The sequence below is a fragment of the Caulobacter segnis ATCC 21756 genome (genome assembly GCF_000092285.1).
GTDB lineage: Bacteria > Pseudomonadota > Alphaproteobacteria > Caulobacterales > Caulobacteraceae > Caulobacter > Caulobacter segnis.
The window spans coordinates 4464109-4487717 of the sequence record NC_014100.1; the positions used below are offsets into that span (position 1 = coordinate 4464109).

20 protein-coding genes, 2 tRNA genes and 1 pseudogene are annotated in these 23609 nt (G+C 66.3%); 7 read left to right on the forward strand and 16 right to left on the reverse strand.

Annotated features, from left to right (window positions below):
- Positions 1-44 precede the first annotated feature (44 nt).
- The 6 genes from mscL to aroA form a co-directional block, all read right to left on the reverse strand.
- Positions 45-464, reverse strand: a complete 420-nt coding sequence (gene mscL, locus CSEG_RS20395; RefSeq protein WP_013081125.1) for a large-conductance mechanosensitive channel protein MscL — start codon at positions 462-464, stop codon at positions 45-47.
- Positions 465-544: 80 nt separating this feature from the next.
- Positions 545-835, reverse strand: coding sequence for an integration host factor subunit beta (locus tag CSEG_RS20400; RefSeq protein ID WP_004617135.1), 291 nt, complete (start codon positions 833-835; stop codon positions 545-547).
- A 117-nt stretch (positions 836-952) separates the two neighbouring features.
- Positions 953-2929: a DUF3857 domain-containing protein gene (locus tag CSEG_RS20405; protein WP_013081126.1), complete on the reverse strand. Its 1977-nt coding sequence runs from the start codon at positions 2927-2929 to the stop codon at positions 953-955.
- Positions 2930-3040: 111 nt separating this feature from the next.
- Complete coding sequence (rpsA, locus tag CSEG_RS20410) at positions 3041-4750, reverse strand: 30S ribosomal protein S1 (protein WP_013081127.1); 1710 nt, start codon at positions 4748-4750, stop codon at positions 3041-3043.
- A gap of 150 nt (positions 4751-4900) precedes the next feature.
- A complete protein-coding gene (gene cmk / locus CSEG_RS20415) occupies positions 4901-5542 on the reverse strand; it encodes a (d)CMP kinase (protein ID WP_013081128.1) in 642 nt (213 codons plus the stop codon).
- A 3-nt stretch (positions 5543-5545) separates the two neighbouring features.
- Positions 5546-6877, reverse strand: a complete 1332-nt coding sequence (gene aroA / locus CSEG_RS20420; protein WP_013081129.1) for a 3-phosphoshikimate 1-carboxyvinyltransferase — start codon at positions 6875-6877, stop codon at positions 5546-5548.
- A 118-nt stretch (positions 6878-6995) separates the two neighbouring features.
- Between aroA and CSEG_RS20425 the strand changes: the two genes are divergently transcribed.
- The 4 genes from CSEG_RS20425 (at position 6996) to CSEG_RS20440 (ending at position 8769) form a co-directional block, all read left to right on the forward strand.
- On the forward strand, positions 6996-7463 hold the full coding sequence (locus CSEG_RS20425; RefSeq protein ID WP_013081130.1) for a TIGR02300 family protein: 468 nt from the start codon (positions 6996-6998) through the stop codon (positions 7461-7463).
- Between the two features lie 214 nt (positions 7464-7677).
- Positions 7678-7753, forward strand: a tRNA-Ala gene (locus CSEG_RS20430).
- 201 nt (positions 7754-7954) lie between these two features.
- Positions 7955-8380 (forward strand): Hsp20 family protein, encoded by a 426-nt coding sequence (locus tag CSEG_RS20435; RefSeq protein ID WP_013081131.1) that lies wholly within the window; start codon positions 7955-7957, stop codon positions 8378-8380.
- A 119-nt stretch (positions 8381-8499) separates the two neighbouring features.
- Positions 8500-8769 carry a DUF1150 family protein gene (locus tag CSEG_RS20440; RefSeq protein ID WP_013081132.1) on the forward strand — a complete coding sequence of 90 codons (270 nt, stop codon included), beginning with the start codon at positions 8500-8502 and terminating at the stop codon, positions 8767-8769.
- 11 nt (positions 8770-8780) lie between these two features.
- On the opposite strand, the gene CSEG_RS20445 is transcribed toward CSEG_RS20440, so the two are convergent.
- From CSEG_RS20445 to CSEG_RS20485, 9 genes and pseudogenes are all read right to left on the reverse strand, one after another.
- Positions 8781-9245: a PTS sugar transporter subunit IIA gene (locus CSEG_RS20445; RefSeq protein WP_013081133.1), complete on the reverse strand. Its 465-nt coding sequence runs from the start codon at positions 9243-9245 to the stop codon at positions 8781-8783.
- Between the two features lie 86 nt (positions 9246-9331).
- Positions 9332-9964, reverse strand: a complete 633-nt coding sequence (hpf, locus tag CSEG_RS20450; protein ID WP_013081134.1) for a ribosome hibernation-promoting factor, HPF/YfiA family — start codon at positions 9962-9964, stop codon at positions 9332-9334.
- 62 nt (positions 9965-10026) lie between these two features.
- Positions 10027-10638: an exopolysaccharide biosynthesis protein gene (locus CSEG_RS20455; RefSeq protein WP_013081135.1), complete on the reverse strand. Its 612-nt coding sequence runs from the start codon at positions 10636-10638 to the stop codon at positions 10027-10029.
- A gap of 95 nt (positions 10639-10733) precedes the next feature.
- Positions 10734-12227: an RNA polymerase factor sigma-54 gene (gene rpoN / locus CSEG_RS20460; protein ID WP_013081136.1), complete on the reverse strand. Its 1494-nt coding sequence runs from the start codon at positions 12225-12227 to the stop codon at positions 10734-10736.
- A 204-nt stretch (positions 12228-12431) separates the two neighbouring features.
- Positions 12432-13190 carry an LPS export ABC transporter ATP-binding protein gene (gene lptB, locus CSEG_RS20465; RefSeq protein ID WP_013081137.1) on the reverse strand — a complete coding sequence of 253 codons (759 nt, stop codon included), beginning with the start codon at positions 13188-13190 and terminating at the stop codon, positions 12432-12434.
- A 9-nt stretch (positions 13191-13199) separates the two neighbouring features.
- The gene (locus tag CSEG_RS20470) at positions 13200-13763 is read right to left on the reverse strand and encodes an LptA/OstA family protein (protein ID WP_013081138.1); all 564 of its coding nucleotides are present in this window, start codon (positions 13761-13763) and stop codon (positions 13200-13202) included.
- 58 nt (positions 13764-13821) lie between these two features.
- Positions 13822-14486 (reverse strand): annotated as a pseudogene (gene lptC, locus CSEG_RS20475) (LPS export ABC transporter periplasmic protein LptC).
- The gene (locus tag CSEG_RS20480) at positions 14453-15070 is read right to left on the reverse strand and encodes a ribonuclease D (RefSeq protein WP_013081140.1); all 618 of its coding nucleotides are present in this window, start codon (positions 15068-15070) and stop codon (positions 14453-14455) included. Before CSEG_RS20480 ends, lptC begins: the two are co-directional and overlap by 34 nt.
- Before the next feature lie 215 nt (positions 15071-15285).
- A tRNA-Leu gene (locus tag CSEG_RS20485) sits at positions 15286-15372 on the reverse strand.
- Positions 15373-15527: 155 nt separating this feature from the next.
- Here CSEG_RS20485 and CSEG_RS20490 point away from each other — a divergent pair.
- Positions 15528-16493: a complex I NDUFA9 subunit family protein gene (locus CSEG_RS20490; protein ID WP_013081141.1), complete on the forward strand. Its 966-nt coding sequence runs from the start codon at positions 15528-15530 to the stop codon at positions 16491-16493.
- Between the two features lie 74 nt (positions 16494-16567).
- Here CSEG_RS20490 and CSEG_RS20495 read toward each other — a convergent pair whose 3' ends face one another.
- Entirely contained in the window at positions 16568-17368 is an 801-nt protein-coding gene (locus CSEG_RS20495) for an undecaprenyl-diphosphate phosphatase (protein ID WP_013081142.1), read from the reverse strand.
- 233 nt (positions 17369-17601) lie between these two features.
- On the opposite strand from CSEG_RS20495, the gene CSEG_RS20500 reads away from it, so the two are divergent.
- Both CSEG_RS20500 and gltB read left to right on the forward strand, forming a co-directional pair.
- A complete protein-coding gene (locus CSEG_RS20500) occupies positions 17602-19050 on the forward strand; it encodes an NAD(P)-dependent oxidoreductase (RefSeq protein WP_013081143.1) in 1449 nt (482 codons plus the stop codon).
- A gap of 19 nt (positions 19051-19069) precedes the next feature.
- Positions 19070-23593: a glutamate synthase large subunit gene (gene gltB / locus CSEG_RS20505; protein WP_013081144.1), complete on the forward strand. Its 4524-nt coding sequence runs from the start codon at positions 19070-19072 to the stop codon at positions 23591-23593.
- Positions 23594-23609 lie beyond the last annotated feature (16 nt).

A 23609-nucleotide genomic window follows, 5' to 3' on the forward strand; every position in this document is an offset into this window, starting at 1 on the left:
CAGGAGCGCCGTAGGCGACACGGCGCTCCGGGCTGCTCGACCGGCTACTTTGACTGGGCGAGCAGGTCGCGGATCTCTGTCAGGAGCTTCTCTTCCGGCGTCGGCGCCGGGGGCGCGGACGGCGCGGGCGTTTCGGCGTCCTTGCGGCGGATACCGTTGACCAGCTTGACCAGCATGAACACCACGGCCGCGACGATGAAGAACTGGATCAGGGTGTTGATGAAGGCGCCGTACTGGACCGCGACCTTCTCGGCGGCCTCGGTCGCTGGATTATCGGGCCTAAGGACCCATTCCAGTTTGGAGAAATCCAAGCCGCCGGTCAGAAGGCCTATCGGCGGCATGATCACCTGATCGACCAGGCTCTTGACGATCCCGTTGAACGCCGCGCCGATGATGACGCCGACGGCCAAGTCGATGACGTTGCCGCGCGCGATGAACTCGCGGAATTCTTTGACGACGCTCATGACGGCCTCCTCACCTCTTCAGAATGAGCGGAAGGCTGCGGGCGTTCGCGAGGCCGGGTCAAGCCCGACCGATTTGAAGCCTACTCGTCGCCATCGGCGTTCAGGCGCGCCCGAAGCTCCTTGCCGCTCTTGAAGAAGGGCACGTGCTTGGCGCGAACCTCGACAGCCTCCCCGGTGCGCGGGTTGCGCCCGGTGCGGGCCGGACGGGAGCGCACCGACAGGGCCCCAAAACCCCGCAGCTCCACGCGGCCGCCGTCCTCTAGAGCGCCGATCATGCGTTCCAGGATCACGCCAACGACGCGCTCGACGTCCTTCTGCGTCAGGTGCGGATTTTCATTCGCGAGCCTGGCGATGAGTTCAGACTTGATCATCGATATCCCCGGAACGCCCCAAGACTAACAAGGCGCGATCGGACCTTTGCCCAACGATGGCTGAGTCTTCAAGGGGTTGCGTGCGATTCCCGAACGAGGTTCGGTTAATGGGACGGATCATGAGCCCTTCGGCGCGCGTACGATCTGGACTTCGCCGGCAAGACGCCGGGCGGCCTTGTTGGCCTCCTCGACATCGGCGAAAGGCAGTTCGCGGCCAATGCTCCGACTGGACTGCGTGAACCGCGCCACGCCGTCGCGCAGCTCAGCTGTCCGGCTGACCTCGACATTGGCCACCCGCCCGGACCAGTTCGGGCCCTTCACGGAAAAGCCGCCGCCCTGGTTTGGCAGAACCACTTCGATCACCGCGCTTGAATAGACCGGAAAGGCCGTGGCGTAGGGTGCGTCGGCATTGGGCCCCGGCTCTCGTCGCGGGAACGCTTTGACCGATCCGGAACCGGACCCCGGCAGCTTGTATTCCAGCGCGCCGACATCGTCGTTCAACCGCCATTCCATGTCGGCGACGCCGCTGATCACGATGCGGGCGACGCCTTGAGGGGTCACGTCGAAATCGATCTTCTCGATCGTCAGCCAGCTGTTGCTGCTGGAGAATTGCTGCTTCAGGGAGCGCTCGAGGTCCGCGCGCGGCGCAACGCGCAACGCGCGCGCCAGGCCCAGTCCCCCCTCGCCGCGCAGGGTCGTGGTCATGACCGTCGGCGCGGGCTTGTCGAGACCGCCGGACGCGTCGATGCGGATCAGCCCCTCCGTGTCAGGTCTGTCGAGCGGCTTCTGCACGATCTCTTCGATGGCGGCGCCGCTCGCCCGGACAGGCAGGGCCCAACGGAAAGGCGGCGGCCGAAGATCATCGATGGCGCCCACGTCTCCTGAGCGCGTCCCGTCCAGCCAGTAGCTTTTGCCGTCGATGCGGGCGCGGACGAGCACATGGTTGAACAGGGCCGCGGAAGGCAGCCGCGCATCGAGCCCGTCACCACCGTTCGTCGACACCAGCACCGGCTCGGCCTCGACGCCCAGCTCCCGTAGGACCGTCAGGAGCAGCACTGTCTTGCCCTTGCAGTCGCCAAAGCGCCGCGACCAGGTCTCGTCGACAGAAGCGGGCTTGTAGCCGCCGTCGCCCATGCCCAGGAACAGATAGCGGGTCTTGTCCTCGACAAGCTGAAGAGCCTTGAAGGCCCGCACCTTGGGATCGGCGCTGGCGGCGGCGATCTGGGCGATCTCGGGCCGCAATGACGAGTCGGCCGACAGCTCGGAGGCCTTGGCGTACAGCGGCGCCATGCGACGCGAGATGTCGTCCCAGCCGGTGTAGGTCGTCGCCTCAAGCATGCCTGGGCGCAGGAAGCGCATCGGCGCGCCGATCGGCGGCTTGGGCGACTTGGCGTCCGTGAGATCGACCAGCAGTTCGTTCGTCTTGCCCGTCTTGCTGACCTTGGGCTGTGGGAAGCCCGTGGTGACCCGCCAGGTCAGGGGCGTTCCGTCGGCCCACAGAAGGCGGACCCGATAGCGGCTGGCCACGCCGCTCCAGGCCATCGCCTCGAAGTCACTGGTGCGGCCTCCCAGCAGCGCTTCCGTGTGCTCCTGGGTGTAGGCCCAGTCGACGATGTCGCCGACCTGAAGATCCTTGATCTGGACCGAGGCGGTCATCCGCCCATCCAGCATCGCCCGCTCCAAGTTCTTTTCACGGCGAAGGACCAGCACGTCCTGGCCCTGGTTCAGGAGGTCTATCCGTTGACCGTTGCGGATGATGGCGAGGGTGTGGAGGGTGATCTTGTCGCGGACGGGATCCCAGGTGATCGAGCGCGATCCGCTTTGCAGCCCCTCGGGCTTCAGCACCTTCACGATGCGACGGTTGTAGAAGGCCGAGCCGGCGGTGTCGTGCAGGGACTGGTTGTCGTTCAGCAAGAGTTGCGCGGAGGGCGGCTGGTCGTCGACCGGCGGCGCGGGAATATCAGCGACCTGAACCCACTTCGCGGGCGGACCGTAGCTGGGCTTCTCGTCGGCTCGGGCGGCGCCAGCCAACGCCAGGGCGGATAAGGCGGCGACGGCCGTCAGGGGAAAGCTCAAAACGCCACGATCCGACACGAACACCTCCCGGAACTCAACCTTGAGAGTTGTCGCAGGCTTTCGCGCAAAAGAAAACGGCGGCCGGATCGCTCCGGCCGCCGCCAACTTCAACTCCGATGGAGCGGAAGCTTATTCCTTGTTGGCGCGCTCGCGCAGAGCGGCGCCCAGGATGTCGCCCAGCGAAGCGCCGGAGTCCGACGAGCCGAACTGCTCGATGGCTTCCTTCTCTTCGGCCATTTCCAGCGACTTGATCGACAACGAGACGCGGCGCGCGGCCTTGTCCAGGTTGGTGATCTGAGCGTCGATGCGATCGCCGACGGCGAAGCGCTCCGGACGTTGCTCTTGACGGTCGCGCGACAGGTCCGACTTGCGGATGAAGGCCGACATCGGAGCGTCGTCTTCACCGAAGCGGACTTCGATGCCGCCCGAGGTCACTTCCGTGACGGTGACAGTCACCGTCTGGCCCTTGCGGTAGGTGTCGCCCGACATCGGGTCGCCAGCCAGCTGCTTGATGCCCAGCGAGATGCGTTCCTTCTCGACGTCGACGTCGAGAACCTTCGCCTTGACCACGTCGCCCTTCTTGTAGCGCGCCATGGCTTCTTCGCCCGGGACGCTCCAGTCGATGTCCGACAGGTGCACCATGCCGTCGATGTCGTTGTCGAGGCCGACGAACAGACCGAATTCGGTCGCGTTCTTGACTTCGCCTTCGACGGTCGAACCGACCGGGTGCGCTTCCAGGAAGGCTTCCCACGGGTTGGCCAGAGCCTGCTTCAGGCCCAGCGAGACGCGACGCTTGGACGGATCGACGTCCAGCACCACCACGTCGACTTCTTGCGAGGTCGAGACGATCTTGCCGGGGTGGACGTTCTTCTTGGTCCAGGACATTTCCGAGACGTGCACCAGGCCTTCAACGCCGGCTTCCAGCTCCACGAAGGCGCCGTAGTCGGTGATGTTGGTGATGCGGCCCGTGAACTTGGCGCCGACCGGGTACTTGGCTTCAACGCCGTCCCACGGATCCGACTGCAGCTGCTTCATGCCGAGGCTGATGCGCTGGGTGTCCGGGTTGATCTTCACGATCTGGACCTTCACGGTGTCGCCCACGGCGAGCACTTGGCTCGGGTGGTTGACGCGCTTCCAGCTCATGTCGGTGACGTGCAGCAGGCCGTCGATGCCGCCCAGGTCGACGAACGCACCGTAGTCGGTGATGTTCTTGACGACGCCTTCGCGGATTTCACCCTCTTGCAGCTGCGACACCAGTTCGGTGCGCTGCTCGGCGCGGGCTTCTTCCAGGATGGCGCGACGCGAGACGACGATGTTGCCGCGCGGACGGTCCATCTTCAGGATGGCGAAGGGCTGTTCCTTGCCCATCAGCGGGCCGACGTCGCGGACCGGACGGATGTCGACTTGCGAGCCCGGCAGGAAGGCCGAGGCGCCGCCCAGGTCGACGGTGAAGCCACCCTTCACGCGGCCGACGATCGCGCCCATGACGGGCTCGTTGCGGGCGTAGACGCCTTCCAGACGGGTCCAGGCTTCTTCGCGCTTGGCCTTCTCGCGGCTGATGACCGCTTCGCCCATCGCGTTTTCGAGGCGTTCCAGGAACACTTCGACGGTGTCGCCAGCCTTCACGGTCGGCTTGCCGGCTTCGTCGACGCCGAATTCCTTCAGCTGGACGCGGCCTTCGGTCTTCAGACCGACGTCGATGATGGCGAAGTCCTTTTCGATCCCGACGACCTTGCCTTTGACGACGGTGCCTTCGGCGAAGTCACGGCCGCCCATCGAGTCGTTGAGGAGCGCTTCGAAATCGTCGCGCGTCGGGTTGAAGCTCATATCGTCAGCCATGCTGATCTTTGGTCTCTAGGTTGGGGGAAGCCCTGAAACGAGCGCCGTCGTGAGACGGTTCTCGGGATTCCGGATGAAGTGAGTTTGATAAAGCGGGCCCGCGATGTTCTCTGATCGCGGCGAGGCCGGGCGGTGGATTTGCCCAGCCGGCTAGAGCCGGTGACGGGCGCGCGCGTCCTCGACGATACGGCGGGCCGCATCGAAGGCCTGCTCTATAGTCATTTCCGACGTATCGAGCAAGACGGCGTCGGGCGCCTGCGTCATCGGGGCGTCCTTGCGACCGCCGTCCCGCGCGTCCCGCTTGTGGATGTCGGCCAGGATATCCTCGAAATCGACCGCCTCGCCCTGCCCGACCAGTTGCTTCCAACGCCGCTCCGCGCGGACCTCGGGACGGGCCGTGACATAGAGCTTGGCCGGGGCGTGCGGCGCGATGACCGTGCCGATGTCGCGGCCGTCGACCACCGAACCCGGCTGCCGCTTGGTGAAGTCGCGCTGCAAGTCGAACAGGGCGGCGCGAACGCCGGGGTGCACGGCGACCCGGCTGGCGGCTTCCCCGGCGGCGCGCGTCCGCACCTCGGCGCGATCAAGGTCGGAAAGGTCGAGCGCCCTCGCGACGGCCTGGGCCGCGATTGGGTCGTCAAGGTCGCCCGCGCTGGCCAGCACGCCGACACCCACCGCCCGGTAGAGCAGACCTGTATCCAGCAGCGGATAGCCATAGAGCGCGGCCAAGCGCCCGGCGATCGTTCCCTTGCCGGATGCGGCCGGTCCGTCGACGGCGATCACGAAGGCCATGGCTCAGGCTTCCGCCAGCGTCGCGCCCAGGCCACGCATCAAGTCGGCGAAGCCTGGGAAGCTGGTGGCGATCATGCCCGGCTCGTCGACCGCCACCGGCGCCTGGGCTGCCATGCCCAGGATCAGATGGCTCATGGCGATCCGGTGGTCGCCGTGGGTCTCCACCGTCGCGCCGCCGCGCGGCGGCTGGCCCGTGCCGTGCACGATGAAGCCCTCGGGCTCCTCCTCGACATCGACGCCGCAGGCTTCGAGGCCGGCGGCGGTCAGGGCGATGCGATCGCTTTCCTTGACGCGCATCTCGCCGACGCCGCGCATGACGGTGTCACCCTCGGCGAAGGCGGCGGCGATGGCCAGGATCGGATACTCGTCGATCATCGCCGGGGCGCGCTCGGGCGGGACGACGACGCCCTTGAGCTTGGAATGGCGCGCGGTGATGTCGCCGACCTCTTCGCCGCTCGACATCCGACGGTTCGAGATCACCAGGTCGGCGCCCATCTCCCGCAGGGTGGTGAAAAGACCGGTGCGCAGTTCGTTGAGCATCACGCCCTCGACCGTGACCTCGGAACCCGGGACGATCAGGCCGGCCACCAGCGGGAAGGCCGCGGAAGACGGATCACCCGGCACGGCCACGTGCGTTCCGGTCAACTTCTGGCTTTCGGGCAGACGGATGTGGCGGATGGTCTTCTCGCCGACAACGCGATCCTCGACGATCACTTCGGCCCCGAACGCGCGCAGCATGCGCTCGGTGTGGTCACGGGTGGCTTCAGGCTCGATGACCTCGACGCCGCCTTCGGCGTGCAGGCCCGCCAGCAGAACGGCCGACTTCACCTGGGCCGACGCCATCGGCAGGGTGTAGTTGAGGCCGCGAAGGTTCCCGCCTTTCAGCGTCAGCGGCAGACGGCCCTTGTCGCGGCCGAGCCACGTCGCGCCCATGCGGGCCAGCGGATCCAGAACCCGTCCCATCGGCCGGCCGCGCAGCGAGCTGTCACCGGTGAAGGTGGCGCACATCGGGAAACCCGCCGCCGCGCCCATGATCAGACGAACGCCCGTGCCGGCGTTACCGCAGTCGATCACGTCCGAGGGCTCGGAGAAGCCGCCCTGGCCCTCGATGCGCCAGCGACCGACACCCTCCTGTTCGACCCGCGCCCCAAAGGCCTGCATGGCCCGGGCGGTGGCGAGGACGTCGTCGCCCTCGAGCAGCCCTTCGACCGTCGTGGTCCCGGTCGCGAGCGCGCCCAGGATCATCGAACGGTGGGAAATGGACTTGTCTCCCGGAGCGCGCACGATCCCTCGCAGAGCGCCTCCGGGGGCGCTCTTCAATCCAGCCGACGACATGCCGAAACCGGCTCCTTAGTATTTGGTGGTTTTCGCGAAGGGGATTGCTTTTGACAGCGGCCTCTCGTCATGGCAAGTGACCCGCCGCTTTTCCCATCCGGATCAAAGGGTCGCCACCTTGGCCAATCCCGACCTGGGCGCAAAACAAATCTGCCCCAACTGCCAGTCGAAGTTCTATGACCTCAACCGCCGTCCGGCCGTTTGCCCCAAGTGCGGCGAGCAGTTCGACCCGGAAGAGGCTCTGAAGTCGCGCCGCGTCCGCGCCCGCGCCATCACGCCGGACTACGAGTCCGACGAGGAAAAGGAGCCCGTCGCCCCGAAGGAGGAGGACGGCTTCGAGGACGAGGTCGACGAGACCCCGGAAATCGACGAGGCGGCTGAGGCCGACGTCGTCGAGACCGACGACGAGGACGCCGAACCCGGCGCCGCGCCCGCCGGCGACGCCGACCTCGGCGTTGATTTCGCCGAGGACGACGATCTCGCCGAAGACGAGGCCGACGACGTTCCGTTCCTGGAGGACGAGGACGACGATGATATCCTCGACGAGGAAATCGAAGGCCTGCCCGGCGAGGGCGACGACGACTGATCCGGCGGAAAGCCGGTCCGGACCTTACCGCGACCGGCTTTCCACAGGCGTTTTCGGGCCTGCGACATTTTTCTCGAAAAAAGTTCGCAGGGAGGGTTGATCCCCGGAAAATCCCGGACTAGGTTCCGCGCCTCTTCGGGGAGCGACACCAGTCGAAACGCCGAAGAGACCAAGGATTTCCGAGAGTTACCGCAAGGTTCCCTCAGAAAAACTCGGGGCTATAGCTCAGCTGGTAGAGCGCTTGAATGGCATTCAAGAGGTCAGCGGTTCGACTCCGCTTAGCTCCACCATCAAGGCCCGGACGGAAACGTCCGGGCCTTGTCCATTTTTACTCCCTTGAAATCACGGCCCAAGTGAAGCGCGTCGACCCGACGCTCTTGCCTCTTGAACCCTTCGTCGCCGCTCGCCATGTCTAGCGAAGTGTCGCGGGGGTAAGCGCCGATCCTCGGGTTTGTCGCCGCGAACGAAGTCGCTTGAGCGAGGACTTCGCGATGACCCGGACGATTCTGTTCGACAGCCCCTTCCTGTTGGGCTTCGAGCACACCAGAGACCTGATCGAGCGCGCGGCCAAGGCCGCGTCCGAAAGCTATCCGCCCTACAATGTCGAGCAGGCCGAGAACGGTGGGGTGCGTATCACCCTGGCCGTGGCGGGCTTCTCGCCAGAGCAGCTTCAGGTGACGGTCGAGGGCGGTCAGCTGATCGTAGCGGGCAAGCGCGACGCCGATGGCCGAAGCGACGCAGAGCGCGCCTTCCTGCATCGTGGGATCGCCGCGAGGGGCTTCGTGCGCACCTTTGTCCTCGCCGAGGGCATGGAGGCGCAGGCCGCCACCTTGGAACATGGGCTTCTGCACATCGATCTGGCGCGCCCCGAACCCGAGCGCCTGATCAGGCGCATTCCGATCCGCAGCGCGGGCTGACCGCGCGCCCAAACTTAATTTGCAGCACGGGCTCTAGGGCCGTGCGGAACAAGCCCATCCCGGCGCGGGCTGAACCGGCCGGTGCAAGGCGCGTTCCCTAATCAAAGGAGGTGGTCATCATGACGCCTAACACCCATCGCAGCCCGCTTTTCACGAGCGAAGCTTTCGCGGCCCTTGGCGCCCCTGACCTCGTCTATGTGCGACCGATCAAGGCCGCTGAAGTGCTCGCCGACGCGCCGGAAGGCGTGGAGGACTTCAATCTCTCTCCCGATCAAACACTTTACGCTGTCTGCCGCGCGGACGGCGCGCGCCTGGCCGTCTTGATCGACCGCGACACCGCTATCGCGGCCGCCCTGGCGCACGAACTGGCGCCCGTGTCGGTCCACTAGCGGAGAAGGGCTCAGGCGGCCGTGCTGGCGGCCTCCTGGGTCAGGAGGACATGTATGGCGTCGGCCGACTTGGCTTGGCGCAGGGCGGAGCGGATTTCCGGCTGACGCAGCACGCGCGCGACGCGCGCCAGGGCCCGCAAATGTTGAGCGCTCGCGTCCAGCGGCGCGAAGAGCGCCACCATCAAGTCGACGGGCTTGTCGTCGAGCGCATCAAAGGGAACGGGCGTATCCAGGCGAAGGACGACAGCTCTGACCCTGTCCACGCCTTCGACGCGAGCGTGCGGGATGGCGACTCCTTCGCCGACCCCGGTGGACCCGGCGGCTTCTCGATCAAGCAGACCTTCGAGGGTCGAGTCGGCGTCGACGCCCAACACGCGCGCGGCGACATCGGCGACCAGCGAAAGCGCTTGGCGCTTGCCAGGCGCGCCGGCGCGCAACGCCACCGCCCCCGGATCCAGAAGATCGCCAATCGTCATGGATTTCTAACGCTCGCTCGTTGTCGACCGCCTTGGCGCCGTCGCCGCGAATCCGCCGACGGCGCCACCGGCCGTGACACGGTCCGTTAGCTCGCGGTTGACCCGTGCCCGTTCAGCGACTTCGTGCGTTCGGGATCGATCCAGCCGATATTTCCGTCTGGACGCCGATAGACCACGGACAATCCGCCGTGGGCGGCGTTCCTAAACACGATTGCCGGGTAGCCGGTCAAGTCCAGTTCCATGACAGCCATGGAAACAGTCATTGTCTTCAAAGCGGCCTGGGTTTCCGCGATGACCATCGCCGCGGGCGCGCCCGTCGGGTGGTCTGCATCCACATCCCAATCATGATCCTCGCCGCCCTCGGCGTCGGGCGCGCGGAGGACGAACATGGCGGCGTTCTCGACCTTCTTGGCCGTCGCCGCCGCCGAATGGCTCTTGAGCCTGCGCTTGTATCGTCGGATCCGCGTGTCGATCTTGGCCAGGGCCGCGTCGAAGGCGGCGTGAGCGTCGCCTCCGGACCCGTGGCTGATCAGTTGCTGGCCGGAGGCCAACTTGACCGAACAATCGACACGGAAGGCGTAGCCCTCCTTGCTGACCACGACCTCGGCGTCGCCGCCACGGTCGAAGTATTTGCCGATGCTTTGGGCGATTTCGTCGGAGACTCGCGCTCGCAGAGCCTCGCCAACGTCGACATGCTTGCCGGAAACTTGGACTTGCATATCGATACAACGCGCCTGTCTCGAACAGGTGTCAAGCGGTCCGCACGCTCCTTAAGGAGCCTTCAGAACAGACCCGAAAATACGCTGACGAGCTTGCGCACGGCCATGATCACCACGTGCGCGCTGACGAACAGAAGACCCCCGCTGAACAGCGCCATCAAGTAGCCCGCCAGCGCCAGGATTCCGTCGCGCTGGAGCAGGGCCAGGGCCAGGATCGCCACCGTCGCGCCGGGCGCGAGATTGCCCAGCGGGATCGGCAAGACCAGCACCATGGCGAGAAGCGTGCAGACCACGCCGATAGCGCGCTCGCCCACAGGTGCGAACATTGGCCGCAGCCTGGGACGGGTGATCAGCTCCATGCTCCGGACGACCGGTCCCAAGCGGCGAAACAGGCCGCGCATGTCATCTCGCTTCAGCGGCTTGTCGGTGAGCTTCCTGGGCAGCCACGGGTGATCGGCGCCCATGGCGATCTGCGGCGCCAAGAACAGGATCGGCAGAGACAGGATCGTCGATGAGCCTGGCGGCAGGGGCAGCGTGTTCAGCAGGCCGAAAACCAGCAGCATGGCGCCGAAGGCCCGACTGTCGAACGCATCCAGCATCTCGCCGACGGTCAGGGTGGGACTGACGTCCTCTCCGAACCCCTCGATCACGTCCGCCAGGCTCTTCTCGCTCATCGGTTCCTCGTCACGCCCACACGGAAACGCGCGGGAGCCGATTAGGCCGCGCGGCCGGTAAGCGCCAGCGGTGTTCACGCCTCATATAGGGGCGGTTAGGCCATTTCCTTCATCTGCCGTCTGCGCTCGACAGACGACGGGATGCGCATGGCCTCGCGATACTTGGCGACCGTGCGGCGCGCGATGTCGACACCCGCGGCCTTCAGGATCTCCACGATACGGTCGTCGGAGTGGACGTCCGCCTCGGTCTTCTCCGCATCAACCAAGCCCTTGATCTTGTGGCGGACGCTGGCCGCCGAGTGGGCCTCGCCCCCCTCCGACGACTGGATGGCCGAGGTGAAGAAGAACTTCAGCTCGAACACCCCTCGCGGCGTGGCGATGTACTTGTTCGACGTGACGCGGCTGACCGTGCTCTCGTGCATGCCGATCGCATCGGCGACCGTCTTGAGGTTCAGGGGGCGAAGATGCTCGACCCCGTAGACGAGGAAGCCGTCCTGCTGGCGCACGATCTCGCTGGCCACCTTCAGGATGGTCTTGGCGCGCTGATCCAGGCTCTTCACCAGCCAGTTGGCCGAGGCCATGCAGTCGGCGACGAAGGTCTTTTCCTGGTCGGTGCGCGCGCCCTTGGCGACCCGCGCGTGATAGCGTTGATCGACCAGCACGCGGGGAAGGGTGTCGGTGTTCAACTCGACGTGCCACATGCCGCCAAGACCTTCGCGGACCATGACGTCGGGCACCAGGGTCTCGGCCGGCTCGCTGTGGTAGGCCGCGCCCGGACGAGGGTTCAATGCGCGCACCTCGGCGATCATGTCGCGCAGGTCTTCGTCGTCGACGCCGCAGACACGCCGCAAGGCCGCCATATCGCGCTTGGCCAACAGCTCCAGATGGTCAAGCATCGCGGCCATGGCCGGGTCGTAGCGGTTCAAGTCCTTCAGCTGCAGCGCCAGGCACTCGCGAACGTCGCGGGCGAAGACGCCGACGGGCTCGAAGCCCTGGAGGACCGTCAGAACCTCCTCGACCATCTCCAGCTTGCAAGCCAGCCGGGCGGCCAGCTCGATCACGTCGAGACGTAGATAGCCGCCCTCGTCGACCGCATCGATCAGGATCTCGGCGATGGCGTGGCGAGCGGGTGAGAGGGCGGCCTGCAGGAGCTGCCCGCGTAAATGTGTCGACAGGGTCGGGATATCGACCAAGGCGTTTTCGTAGCCGCTCTCGCCGTCGAAGGACCCGCCGGACCCGGCGCGCGACCAGTCGATCTGGCCGCCGGCGTGCTCGGCTTCGGCGCCGTCACCCGTGGCGCGTTCCCCGGGCGAGACGTCTTCGGCGGGCGCGTCCATTTCGCGCCCAGCGGACGTATCGGCCACACCATCGACCTGAGTCAGGCTGGGGTCACGCTCGGCCTCGCCCTCAACCGCGGGCGCCGGCTCGCCCTCGTCGCGCAGCAATAGAGGATTGCGTTCGAGCTCAGTCTCGACGAAGGCGTCGAGCTCGATGTTCGACAGTTGCAGCAGCTTGATCGCCTGCTGCAACTGGGGGGTGATGACGAGGCCCTGGCCTTGCCGGAGCTCAAGTCTGTGGCTGAGCGCCAATGCGCCCTCCTGACGAACGAACCAATCTCGACCGTCATTGAAGGGCTGGTTTGGTTAACGGCTTGCGAACGCCTGCAAATATCGGGCCGGTGCGACCTTCCGCCTCGGGAAAATATCGTGCCAGTCGTTAAGCGGTTGTCTGGGAAGGCTTTTACGGTCGACTCTCGCCCCCCTGAACGCCCTTCCGGACCGAATGGCGCGGGATTAGGCCCCCAACCTGGGTTCGGAGAAGCTGTCGCCGAGATACACGCGCTTAACTTCCGGGTTGTCGACGATCTCGCGCGGCGAACCTTCGAAGAGCACCTCACCGGCGTGAATGATCGAGGCGCGGTCGATGATGTCGAGCGTCTCGCGCACATTATGGTCGGTGATCAGGATGCCGATCCCACGGCTCTTCAGGTAGCCGACGACCTCGCGGATGTCGGCGATCGCCAAGGGATCAATGCCCGCGAACGGCTCGTCGAGCAGCATGAAGGACGGCTCGCTGGCCAGGGCGCGGGCGATTTCGACGCGACGACGCTCGCCGCCCGACAGCGCCACGGCGGGCGACTTGCGGATGTGGGTGATGCGCAGCTCTTCCAGGATGCTGGTCACCTGCTCACGCGCCTTGCGCGCATCCTTCTGGCGCATCTCGACCACCGCCATGACGTTCTGCTCCACCGTCATGCCCCGGAAGATCGAGGCTTCCTGCGGCAAGTAGCCAACGCCCAGCCGGGCGCGCTGGAACATGGGTTGAGCGGTGATGTTCTCGCCATCGAGATAGATCGCGCCGTAGTCGGCCGCGATCAGGCCCGTGATCATATAGAAACAGGTCGTCTTGCCGGCGCCGTTCGGTCCCAGCAGGCCCGCCACTTCGCCGCGCTTGAGACGCAGGGAGACATTCTTGACGACGGGGCGGTCGCCAAACGATTTGCCCACGGAATCGACGAACAGGCCGTCCATGTCGCTGGAGGTCAGGGTCATGAAACAGTCCTAGCGCTGGGCCGGCTGATCGGCGGCGGCGGCCGTATCGCTCTTCTTGCTGTCGTCCTGATAGAACACCGCCCGGACCCGACGCGCGGAGCCACGCCCCGTGGCGTTGGACTCCAGCTTGGCGTCGTTGGTCTTGGTGTTGACCGTGAGACGGTCGCCGCGGGCTACGTCCTTGCCCTTGGTCAGGATGACATCACCGGTGAGCACGGCGGTGTTGTCGCTGAACGTGTAGACCGCGCGATCGCCGCGCGCCTTCTGGTTCTCGCTGACGACATAGACGTCGCCTTCGGCCTCGAGGCGCTGCGCGTTACCGCATCCGCTCTCCGAACCCGCGCGCTTGGCGCTGTACACCGTCACCTGCTGGGCGCGCATCCGCGAGCGATCCTGCAGGATCTCCACGTTGCCGCGGAAGATGGTGATGCACTTGCTGTTGATCGTTTCCTGCTGATTAGCGGACACGTCGATCGGCGCGCTCGAGTCGCCTTGTTGAGCGTGGGCCACGCCAGCGGCTCCATACCCAGACAGGACCAACGCGGTCGCCGCTGCAGCCGTCCATCGCTTCATCAGAACCATGTCCTCATCCGTCGCGGCCGCGTCAGCGAACCTGCGCCATTTACGTTCTTTACTGCCGTTCTAGCCGCGCGCGAACCCCGCCCCGGAAAACGATGCGGTCGCCCTTGTCATATACGGAGTAACCGCTCGATTGCACCTGTCCGCTGGGCCCTTCGCCGTTGAGCGCGCTCTCGCTGTTCACGTCGCCGGTGCGCGTATCGACGAACGACTCTTCCGAAGCGAAGCGATAGCCCGTCCCATCGTCCAGCCGCACGTCGTCCTTCAGGCTCAGGCCGAAGTCGTCCTGGCGATAGACGCCGCTTTTGGCCGTCATGCGCGTCGGCGTCGGCGAGCCGAGGTCAAGGGTCAAGGCCGGCTCGTCCAGCAGGATCCGACGCGGGTCGGCGTCATCGCGGATTGCCGAGCGCGCGGTGATCATGAAGCTGCGGCCATCGGTCGACTGACCGTAGAAGCGTGGCGTGATCAGACGAATCTCGGTCTTGGCCTCGGTCGGCGGATGGGTGGCGGCCATATAGGTCCGCCAACCGACCTGCGAGATAACCACCAGCAGCAACGCCCCGATCGCGATCGGCAGGACAATGCGCGCCAGCAGGACGCGGCGCGAGCGGCGGCGCCAGCGCGCGAGATCGGCGCTGATCGCTCGTCCGGTCATGACCGCCGTGGGGTGCATCCGCCTTCCGTCAGCTGTGCGCGAAGATGTCGACGTCTTCCCAGCCGGCCAGGTCCAGCGAGGCGCGGTGGGGGAGATAGTCGAAAGCGGCCTGAGCCAAGGCCATACGGCCCTCGCGCTCGAGCATGGCGTTGAGCTTCTGGCGCAGCCCATGCAGGTGCAGCACATCCGAGGCCGCGTAGGCGACCTGATCGGCGCTCAGCGACGCCGAACCCCAGTCCGAGGACTGCTGCGCCTTGGAAAGCTCCACGCCCAGCAGCTCGCGCGTCACGTCCTTCAGGCCGTGCCGGTCTGTGTAGGTGCGCGCCAGCTTCGAGGCGATCTTGGTGCAGTAAACGGGTGCGGTCACCACGCCTAGATGGAGTTGGAACATGGCGATATCAAAGCGACCGAAGTGAAAAAGCTTCAGGATCGCCGGATCGGTCAGCAGGGCTTTGAGATTCGGGCAGTCGTAGTCCGGACGGCTCAGGCGCACGACATGGGCGTCGCCGTCACCGGACGAGAGCTGCACGACGCACAGCGGATCGCGGCCCAGGCGAAGGCCCATGGTTTCCGAATCGATCGCAATGATGCTCGCACCCGCGAACACGCCATCGGGCAGGTCGCCCTCGTGAACGAAATTGGCCAAGTCTCAGACGTCTCCGGCGAAAATCTAGATTCGGCGCGTGCAGGGCGCCGAAACCGGGATCCGCTTTCGATCGCCACGCTCCGCCGCGCCACGCGAGCACGTCGGATCACACGCCCGATTTGAGCGTGCGACACTTATACTCACGATGAACGGATTAGCTATCCGGACGATAGCTTGGCGCCACCCCCGCGCTTCCCGAAGAAGCTTGTAAGGGGTGGTGCCCAGGAGAGGACTCGAACCTCCACGACCTTTCGGTCACTGGCACCTGAAGCCAGCGCGTCTACCAATTCCGCCACCTGGGCCCGCAGTCGCAACCGGTTAGGTCGCCGCGAGGCCGGGACGTTTAGGGAAAGCGCTCGGCCGCGTCAACAGCGAAAAAACGACAAATCGTGATTTCGTTGCGTCGCCGCGCGCGGTCGTCTAATTCCCGCCTCATCGCATGCGATGAGGAATGAAGATGCAGGGTCTTGTCACGGTGTTCGGCGGCTCCGGTTTCGTGGGCGGCCAAGTCGTGCGGGCGCTCGCCAAGGCGGGCTATCGAGTGCGGGTGGCCGTACGTCAGCCAAACCTCGCCTATCGCATGCGCATGCTGGGCGACGTCGGCCAGATCGAAGTGGTCCAAGCCAACGTCCGGGTTCCCAGCTCGGTGGCCCGGGCGCTCGACGGCGCCGAGGCCTGCGTGAACCTGGTCGGCGTGCTCTGGGAGAGCGGCCGCCAGAAGTTTCAGTCGATCCACGCCATGGGCGCGCGCAATGTCGCCGAAGCCGCCGCCAAGGTCGGCGTGAAGCGTCTGGTGCATGTCAGCGCGATCGGCGCCGACGTCAACGCCACCGCCAAGTACGCCCGCTCGAAGGGTGAGGGCGAGGCCGCCGTGCGCGCGGCCTTCCCCGGCGCCACGATCGTGCGGCCGTCCATCGTCTTCGGGCCCGAGGACGATTTCTTCAACCGCTTCGCCCAGATGGCCGTCCTGGCGCCGGTGATGCCGCTGGTGGGTGGCGACACCCGGTTCCAGCCGGTGTTTGTCGGCGATGTGGCCGCGGTGATCGCCAACGCCGTCGCCAGCCCGGCGGCTGTCGGCGTGACCTATGAGCTCGGCGGGCCGACCGTCTACACGATGCGCGAGATTCTGGAGCTGATCCTGACCGAGACCGGTCGCAATCGTCCGCTGCTTCCCGTGCCGTGGCCGCTGGCCGGCCTGATCGGGACGCTGGGCGACCTGCAGGCTTCGATCCTGCCGCTGGCGCCGCCCCTGACGACCGACCAAGTCGAAATGCTGAAGAGCGACAATGTCGCGGAGACCGGCTTGCCGGGCTTGGCCGAGGCCGGCGTCGTTCCCACCGCCGTCGAGGCCGTGGTTCCGACCTACCTCTATCGCTACCGCAAGGGCGGGCAGTACGCCGAGACGCCGGCCGGAGCCTTCTGACCTCGGCTTCTTTAGGTTCATGTGCGAAAAAGCGGGCGCTACGCGGCGTCCGCTTTTTTGTTGTCCCGCGTTGATCAGCGCGGGATGTAGAGCAGGGCCAGCCCGACAACGCCCACGGCGATGCGCCAATAGGCGAACGGCGCGAAGCCGTGGCGCGTGATGAAGTTCAGCACCGTCTTGACGACGAAGACCCCCGACACCAGAGCCGCGACGAAGCCCACGCCGATCAGACCCAGGTCGTTGGTGCTGAGCTGGTCGATGTTCTTGTAAAGGTCGTAGGCGAAGGCGCCGGCCATGGTCGGCATGGCCAGGAAAAAGCTGAACTCAGCCGCCGAGCGCTTGTCGCACTTCAACAGCAGGGCCCCCGCGATTGTCGCGCCCGAGCGGGACACGCCGGGCACCAGGGCCAGGCATTGGAAGAGGCCGATGATAAACGCGGTCTTCAACGGATAGTCCGCCACGTCGGTGTAGCGCGGCTCGAACTTCATACGATCCAGCGCCAGCAGGATGAAGCCGCCGACGATCAGAGTGGCGCAGACCAAGGCCGGCGTCTCGTAGAGCACGGTCTTGATGAAATCGTGCGCGGCGACGCCGACAAACACCGCCGGGAGAAACGCCAGCAGAATGCCGATCACGAACCGACGGGAGCCCGGGTCGGTCGGCAGGGTGGTGAGCAAACCCCACAGCCGGCCGAAATAGACGCTGGTGATCGCCAGGATAGCGCCCAGCTGGATCAACACCTGAAAGGTGTTGCCCGGACTGTGGAAGCCCAGAAAATGGCCGACCAGCAGGAGGTGTCCTGTCGATGAAACTGGGATAAATTCGGTCAGACCTTCGATCAGCCCGAGAATAAGTGCGATGAGCCAATCCGGCATGAAGGTCCCCTAGAGCGCTACCCCCTGGGCGTGCGCCAAACATCGTAAATACCGCGTTAATCCACAAAGTAGACCAATTAGCCCCCGCGTTGCGACACGTTCGCAATAACCGCGTCTAGGACAGGGATATATTTGTCTATATTTTTGACCAACACATTCTTCTTGCGCCAAAGAGTCCTTAAGACGCCTGCCAGAGCAATTTTTCTCCCGCAAGGGATGAAGAGGGAAGTCGCATGGCCGAGCGCATGCTGAAATTCATCACGGTGCCCCGCAAGACGCCTGAAAAGCGCGCGGCGGCGGAGCGTTCTGGCGACTTTCACGAGATCTACGCCGACTTCATCGACGCCAAGGCGACCGAACAGGCCTCGCGGTGCTCGCAGTGCGGCGTGCCGTTCTGTCAGACGCACTGCCCGCTTCACAACAACATCCCTGACTGGCTCCGGATGACGGCCGAGGGCCGCCTGGAAGAAGCCTACGCCCTGTCGCAGGCGACAAATTCCATGCCGGAAGTCTGCGGCAGGATTTGCCCGCAGGACCGGCTGTGCGAAGGCAACTGCGTCATAGAGCAGTCCGGTCACGGCACCGTGACGATCGGTTCGGTCGAACGCTACCTGACCGACAAGGCCTGGGAACAAGGCTGGGTGAAGCCGCTCGTCGCCGGCGAGGCGCGCGGCCAGTCGGTCGGCGTCATCGGCGCGGGTCCCGCGGGCCTGGCCGCCGCCGAAAAGCTGCGCGAGGCTGGCTATGACGTCACCGTCTATGACCGCCACGATCGCGCGGGGGGCCTGCTGATCTACGGGATTCCCGGCTTCAAGCTGGAAAAGGACGTCGTCGAGCGCCGCACCAAGCGCCTCGCCGATGGCGGTGTGGTGTTCAAGCTGGGCTTCGAAGTCGGCAAGGACGCCACCCTTGAGGACCTGCGCACCGAACACGACGCGGTGCTGGTCGCCGTCGGCGTTTACGCCGCACGCGACCTGACCGTGCCCGGCGGCGGCAGCAAGGGCGTGGTGCCCGCCCTCGACTACCTGATCACCTCCAACCGCCTGTCCCTGGGCGACAGCGTCCCGGCCTACGACTCCGGCGAGCTGAACGCCGAGGGCAAGGACGTCGTCGTGGTCGGCGGCGGCGACACCGCCATGGACTGCGTGCGCACGGCGATCCGCCAGGGCGCGGCCTCGGTCACCTGCCTCTATCGCCGGGACAAGGCGAACATGCCCGGCTCGATGCGCGAAGTGGCCAACGCCGAGGAAGAGGGCGTCACCTTCGAATGGCTGGCCGCGCCGCGCGCCCTGTCGGGCGAGGCCGAAGCCGTCACCGGCGTGCGCGCCATCCGCATGCGCCTGGGCGCGCCGGACGCCTCGGGTCGCCAGAGCCCCGAGGAAATTCCCGGCGGCGATTTCGATCGTCCCGCCCAACTGGTCGTGAAGGCCCTGGGCTTCGAGCCCGAGAACCTGCCCGAACTGTGGTCGGCGCCCGACCTGAAGGTGACCCGCTGGGGCACCGTGAAGGCCGACGTCCGCAATCAGATGACCAATCTCGACGGCGTGTTCGCCGCCGGCGACATCGTCCGTGGCGCCTCGCTGGTCGTCTGGGCGATCAAGGACGGCCGCGACGCCGCCGACGCCATACACCGCTACCTGCAGGCCAAGGTCGGCGCGCCCGCGCTGATCGCGGCGGAATAAGAAAGAGGACCCCGAGACCATGACCGCGATGGACCTCTATCTGAAGAACCGCCAGGCCCTGATCGATGGCCACGCCTATGACCCGTCGACCGAGCGCGACGCTTGCGGCGTGGGCCTGGTCTGCGCCATCGACGGCCAGCCTCGCCGCGAGGTCGTCGAACTGGCGATCAAGGCCTTGAAGGCCCTCTGGCACCGGGGCGCGGTCGACGCCGACGGCAAGACCGGCGACGGCGCCGGCGTGCTGGTCAGCGTTCCTCAAGATTTCTTCGTCGACCAAGTGCGCCGCACCGGCCACGCCCTGCGTCAGGGTCCGATCGCCGTCGGCCAAGTCTTCCTGCCCCGTACCGACCTCGGGGCCCAGGAACTGTGCCGGACGATCGTCGAGGCCGAGGCCCTGCGTTTCGGCTTCTACATCTACGGCTGGCGCCAGGTGCCGGTCGACACTTCGGTGATCGGCGAGAAGGCCAACGCCACGCGGCCCGAGATCGAGCAGATCATGCTGGCCGCCCCCGCCGGTCTGGAAGGCGAGGCCTTGGAGCGCGCCCTGTTCCTGTGCCGCAAGCGCATCGAAAAGCGCGTCCACGCCCAGAACGTCACCGACTTCTACATCTGCTCGTTCTCGGCCAAGTCGCTGATCTACAAGGGCATGTTCCTCGCCGAACACATCGACGAGTTCTATCCCGACCTGAAGGACGAGCGCTTCGCCGCAGCCGTGGCGATTTTCCACCAGCGCTATTCGACCAACACCTTCCCGCAGTGGCGCCTGGCCCAGCCCTTCCGGATGCTTGCCCACAACGGCGAGATCAACACGATCAAGGGCAACATCAACTGGATGAAGTCCCACGAGATCAAGATGGCCGCCCAGGCCTTCGGCGAGTTCGGGGACGACGTGAAGCCGGTGATCCAGCCGGGAGCCTCCGACAGCGCCAACCTCGACAACACCTTCGAGGTTCTGGTGCGCGCCGGTCGCGACGCGCCGATGGCCAAGGCCCTGCTGGTGCCGGAAGCCGCCAACCCGAAGATGAAAGAGTCGCACAAGGCGCTCTATTCCTACTGCAACGCCGTCATGGAGCCGTGGGACGGTCCGGCCGCCCTGTGCGCCACCGACGGTCGCTGGGTCGTGGCCGGCAAGGACCGCTCGGGCCTGCGCCCGCTGCGCGTGGCCTATACTGACGACGGCTTGGTCATCATGGGCTCGGAAGCCGGCATGTGCGGCGTCGAGGAATCCCGCATCACCCGCAAACTGGCCATCTCGCCGGGCCGGATGATCGCCATCGATCTCGCCGAAGGCCGCCTCTACGGCGAGGACGAGATCATCGACGAACTGGCCGGCCGCCACCCCTACACCGAGTGGCTGGGCAACATGGTCGATCTTGAGAAGGAGATCGGTCCCGGTCCCGAGCCGCGCAAGTTTGGCCGCGAGGAACTGACCCGTCGTCAGGCCGCCGCCGGCTACAGCCTCGAAGACCTGGAGATGGTCCTCGCCCCCATGGTCGAGGAAGGCAAGGAAGCCGTCGGCTCGATGGGCGACGACACTCCGCTGGCGGTGCTATCGGAGAAGTACCGCCCCCTCAGCCACTACTTCCGCCAGAACTTCAGCCAGGTGACCAACCCGCCGATCGACCCCCTGCGGGAGACCGGCGTCATGAGCCTGAAGACCCGCTTCAAGAACCTCGGCAACATCCTGGCGCAGGACGCGGCCCAGGCGGACGTCTACGTGCTGGAAAGCCCCGTGCTGACCACCGGCATGTACGAACGCGTCCACACGCTGCTGGGCGAGAAGAACGTCGCGGTCATCGACTGCACCATGCCGCTGCCGGCCGCCGAGGCCCGCGCCGGGGACGCCCTGCGCGCCAACCTCGACCGCATCCGCGCCGAAGCCGAGGACGCCGTGCTGCGCGGCTGCGGCGCCATCGTCCTGACCGACGAGGCCAGCGACGCCGAGCGCGTGGCCCTGCCGATAATCCTGGCCACCGGCGGCGTCCACGCCCACCTGGTCGCCAAGGGCCTGCGCTCCTACGTCTCGATCATCGTCCGCTCGGCCGAATGCCTGGACACGCACTACTTCGCGGTGCTGGTCGGCGTCGGCGCCACGGCCGTGAACGCCTATCTCGCCCAGGAGAGCTTCCAGGACCGCCTGGAGCGCGGCCTGATCGGCGACAAGTCGCTGCGCGACGTCTGCATCAACTTCAAGACGGCCATCGAGGGCGGCCTGCTGAAGATCATCTCCAAGATGGGCATCAGCGTCATCTCCTCGTACCGCGGCGGCTACAACTTCGAAGCCGTCGGCCTGTCGCGCGCCCTGGCGGCTGAGTTCTTCCCCGGCATGCCGTCGCGCATCTCGGGCATCGGCCTCGCCGGCATCGAGAGCAAGGCGGTCGAGCTGCACCGCAAGGCCTGGGGGACGCCCGCCGTCACCCTGCCGGTCGGCGGCCTGTACAAGGCCCGCCGCTCGGGCGAGGCCCACGCGTTCGAGGCGCGCTTGATGCACACCCTGCAGACGGCCTGCGACACCGGCGATTACGAGCTCTATCGCCGCTGGTCCAACGGCCTGCGCACGCAGAAGCCGATCCAGCTGCGCGACCTGCTGGACTGGCGCTCCGACCGTAACCCGATCTCGACCGACGACGTCGAGAGCGTCAACGAGATCCGCAAGCGCTTCGTCACGCCGGGCATGAGCCTGGGGGCCCTTTCTCCCGAAGCTCACGGCGCCCTGAACATCGCGATGAACCGCATCGGCGCCCGCTCGGTCTCGGGCGAGGGCGGCGAGGACAGCGCGCGCTACAAGCCGCTGCCCAACGGCGACAACCCCAACAGCGCCATCAAGCAGGTGGCCTCGGGGCGCTTTGGCGTCACCGCCGAGTACCTGAACCAGTGCGTCGAGCTGGAGATCAAGGTCGCCCAGGGCGCCAAGCCCGGCGAGGGCGGCCAGCTTCCCGGCTTCAAGGTCACCGAGATGATCGCCCGCCTGCGTCACTCGACGCCCGGCGTGATGCTGATCAGCCCGCCGCCGCACCACGACATCTACTCGATCGAGGACCTGGCTCAGCTCATCTATGATCTGAAGCAGATCAACCCGATCGCCCGGGTCACGGTGAAGCTAGTGGCCGCAACCGGCATCGGCGCGATCGCGGCTGGCGTGGCTAAGGCCAAGGCCGACGTGATCCTGGTCGCCGGCGGCGTCGGCGGCACGGGCGCCTCGCCCCAGACCTCGGTGAAGTACGCCGGCGGTCCTTGGGAGATGGGCCTGTCGGAAGCCAACCAGGTGCTGACGCTGAACAACCTGCGCCACTCCGTCGTCCTGCGGGCCGACGGCGGCATGCGCACGGGCCGCGACATCGTCATCGCGGCGATGATGGGCGCCGAGGAGTTCGGCATCGGCACCGCATCGCTGGTGGCGATGGGCTGCATCATGGTGCGCCAGTGCCACTCGAACACCTGCCCCGTGGGCGTCTGCACCCAGGACGAGGCCCTGCGCGCCAAGTTCACCGGTACGCCCGACAAGGTCATCAACCTCTTCACCTTCGTCGCCGAAGAGGTGCGCGAGATCCTGGCGGGCCTGGGCTTCAGGAGCCTGCAGGAGATCGTCGGTCGCACCGACCTGCTGGCCCAGGTCAGCCGCGGCGGCGAGCACCTCGACGACCTCGACCTGAACCCGCTGCTGGTCCGCGCCGATCCGGGCGCGAACAAGCCCTATTGCACGGTCGAGGGCCGCAACGCGGTGCCGGACACGCTGGACGCCCAGATCGTCCGCGACGCCGCCCCGCTGCTGGAGCGCGGCGAGAAGATGCAGTTGACCTACACGGTCCGCAGCACCGCCCGCACCATCGGCACCCGCACCTCCAGCCACATCGTCCGCAAGTTCGGCATGAAGGGCCTGCCATCGGGCCACCTGACCGTCCAGCTGAAGGGCTCGGCCGGCCAAAGCCTGGGCGCCTTCGCAGTCCAGGGGCTGCGGATCGAGCTCACCGGCGAGGCCAACGACTATGTCGGCAAGGGCCTGTCGGGCGCGACGATCGTGATCAAGCCTGCGCGGGGTCTCGCGGCCCCCGAGACCAACACCCTGATCGGCAACACCGTGCTGTTCGGCGCCACCTCGGGCCGACTGTTCGCGGCCGGCCAGGCGGGTGAGCGCTTTGCGGTCCGCAACTCGGGCGCCGTGACGGTGGTCGAGGGCTGCGGCGCCAACGGCTGCGAGTACATGACCGGCGGCCAGGTGGTGATCCTGGGCCCGACGGGGAACAATTTCGGGGCCGGCATGACCGGCGGCATGGCCTTCGTGCTCGACCAGCACGACCGCTTCCAGTCCAACATCAATCCCGACAGCATCCTCGTTCAGCGCCTGGCCTCGCCCTACTGGGAGGGCGTGCTGCGTTCGCTGATCGCAGAGCATGCTCGCGAGACCGACTCGGTCTTCGCCGCGACCTTGCTCCGCGACTGGGACCGCGTCCGCGACCAGTTCTGGCAGGTCTGCCCGAAGGAGATGGTCAATCGTCTGCCCCAGCCGCTGGCGGCGGAAGAGGCCGTTCACGAACGCGCCTGATCGCCCCGAAACCTTG

Coding starts and splice junctions, on each gene's coding strand:
- CSEG_RS20495 (WP_013081142.1), bottom strand. CDS start 17,368: ATGCCGGATTGGCTCATCGCACTTATTCTCGGGCTGATCGAAGGTCTG.
- CSEG_RS20455 (WP_013081135.1), bottom strand. CDS start 10,638: ATGAGCGAGAAGAGCCTGGCGGACGTGATCGAGGGGTTCGGAGAGGAC.
- CSEG_RS20400 (WP_004617135.1), bottom strand. CDS start 835: ATGATCAAGTCTGAACTCATCGCCAGGCTCGCGAATGAAAATCCGCAC.
- CSEG_RS20500 (WP_013081143.1), top strand. CDS start 17,602: ATGGCCGAGCGCATGCTGAAATTCATCACGGTGCCCCGCAAGACGCCT.
- CSEG_RS20435 (WP_013081131.1), top strand. CDS start 7,955: ATGACCCGGACGATTCTGTTCGACAGCCCCTTCCTGTTGGGCTTCGAG.
- CSEG_RS20490 (WP_013081141.1), top strand. CDS start 15,528: ATGCAGGGTCTTGTCACGGTGTTCGGCGGCTCCGGTTTCGTGGGCGGC.
- aroA (WP_013081129.1), bottom strand. CDS start 6,877: ATGTCGTCGGCTGGATTGAAGAGCGCCCCCGGAGGCGCTCTGCGAGGG.
- cmk (WP_013081128.1), bottom strand. CDS start 5,542: ATGGCCTTCGTGATCGCCGTCGACGGACCGGCCGCATCCGGCAAGGGA.
- CSEG_RS20445 (WP_013081133.1), bottom strand. CDS start 9,245: ATGACGATTGGCGATCTTCTGGATCCGGGGGCGGTGGCGTTGCGCGCC.
- CSEG_RS20440 (WP_013081132.1), top strand. CDS start 8,500: ATGACGCCTAACACCCATCGCAGCCCGCTTTTCACGAGCGAAGCTTTC.
- rpsA (WP_013081127.1), bottom strand. CDS start 4,750: ATGGCTGACGATATGAGCTTCAACCCGACGCGCGACGATTTCGAAGCG.
- mscL (WP_013081125.1), bottom strand. CDS start 464: ATGAGCGTCGTCAAAGAATTCCGCGAGTTCATCGCGCGCGGCAACGTC.
- lptB (WP_013081137.1), bottom strand. CDS start 13,190: ATGACCCTGACCTCCAGCGACATGGACGGCCTGTTCGTCGATTCCGTG.
- hpf (WP_013081134.1), bottom strand. CDS start 9,964: ATGCAAGTCCAAGTTTCCGGCAAGCATGTCGACGTTGGCGAGGCTCTG.
- CSEG_RS20470 (WP_013081138.1), bottom strand. CDS start 13,763: ATGAAGCGATGGACGGCTGCAGCGGCGACCGCGTTGGTCCTGTCTGGG.
- gltB (WP_013081144.1), top strand. CDS start 19,070: ATGACCGCGATGGACCTCTATCTGAAGAACCGCCAGGCCCTGATCGAT.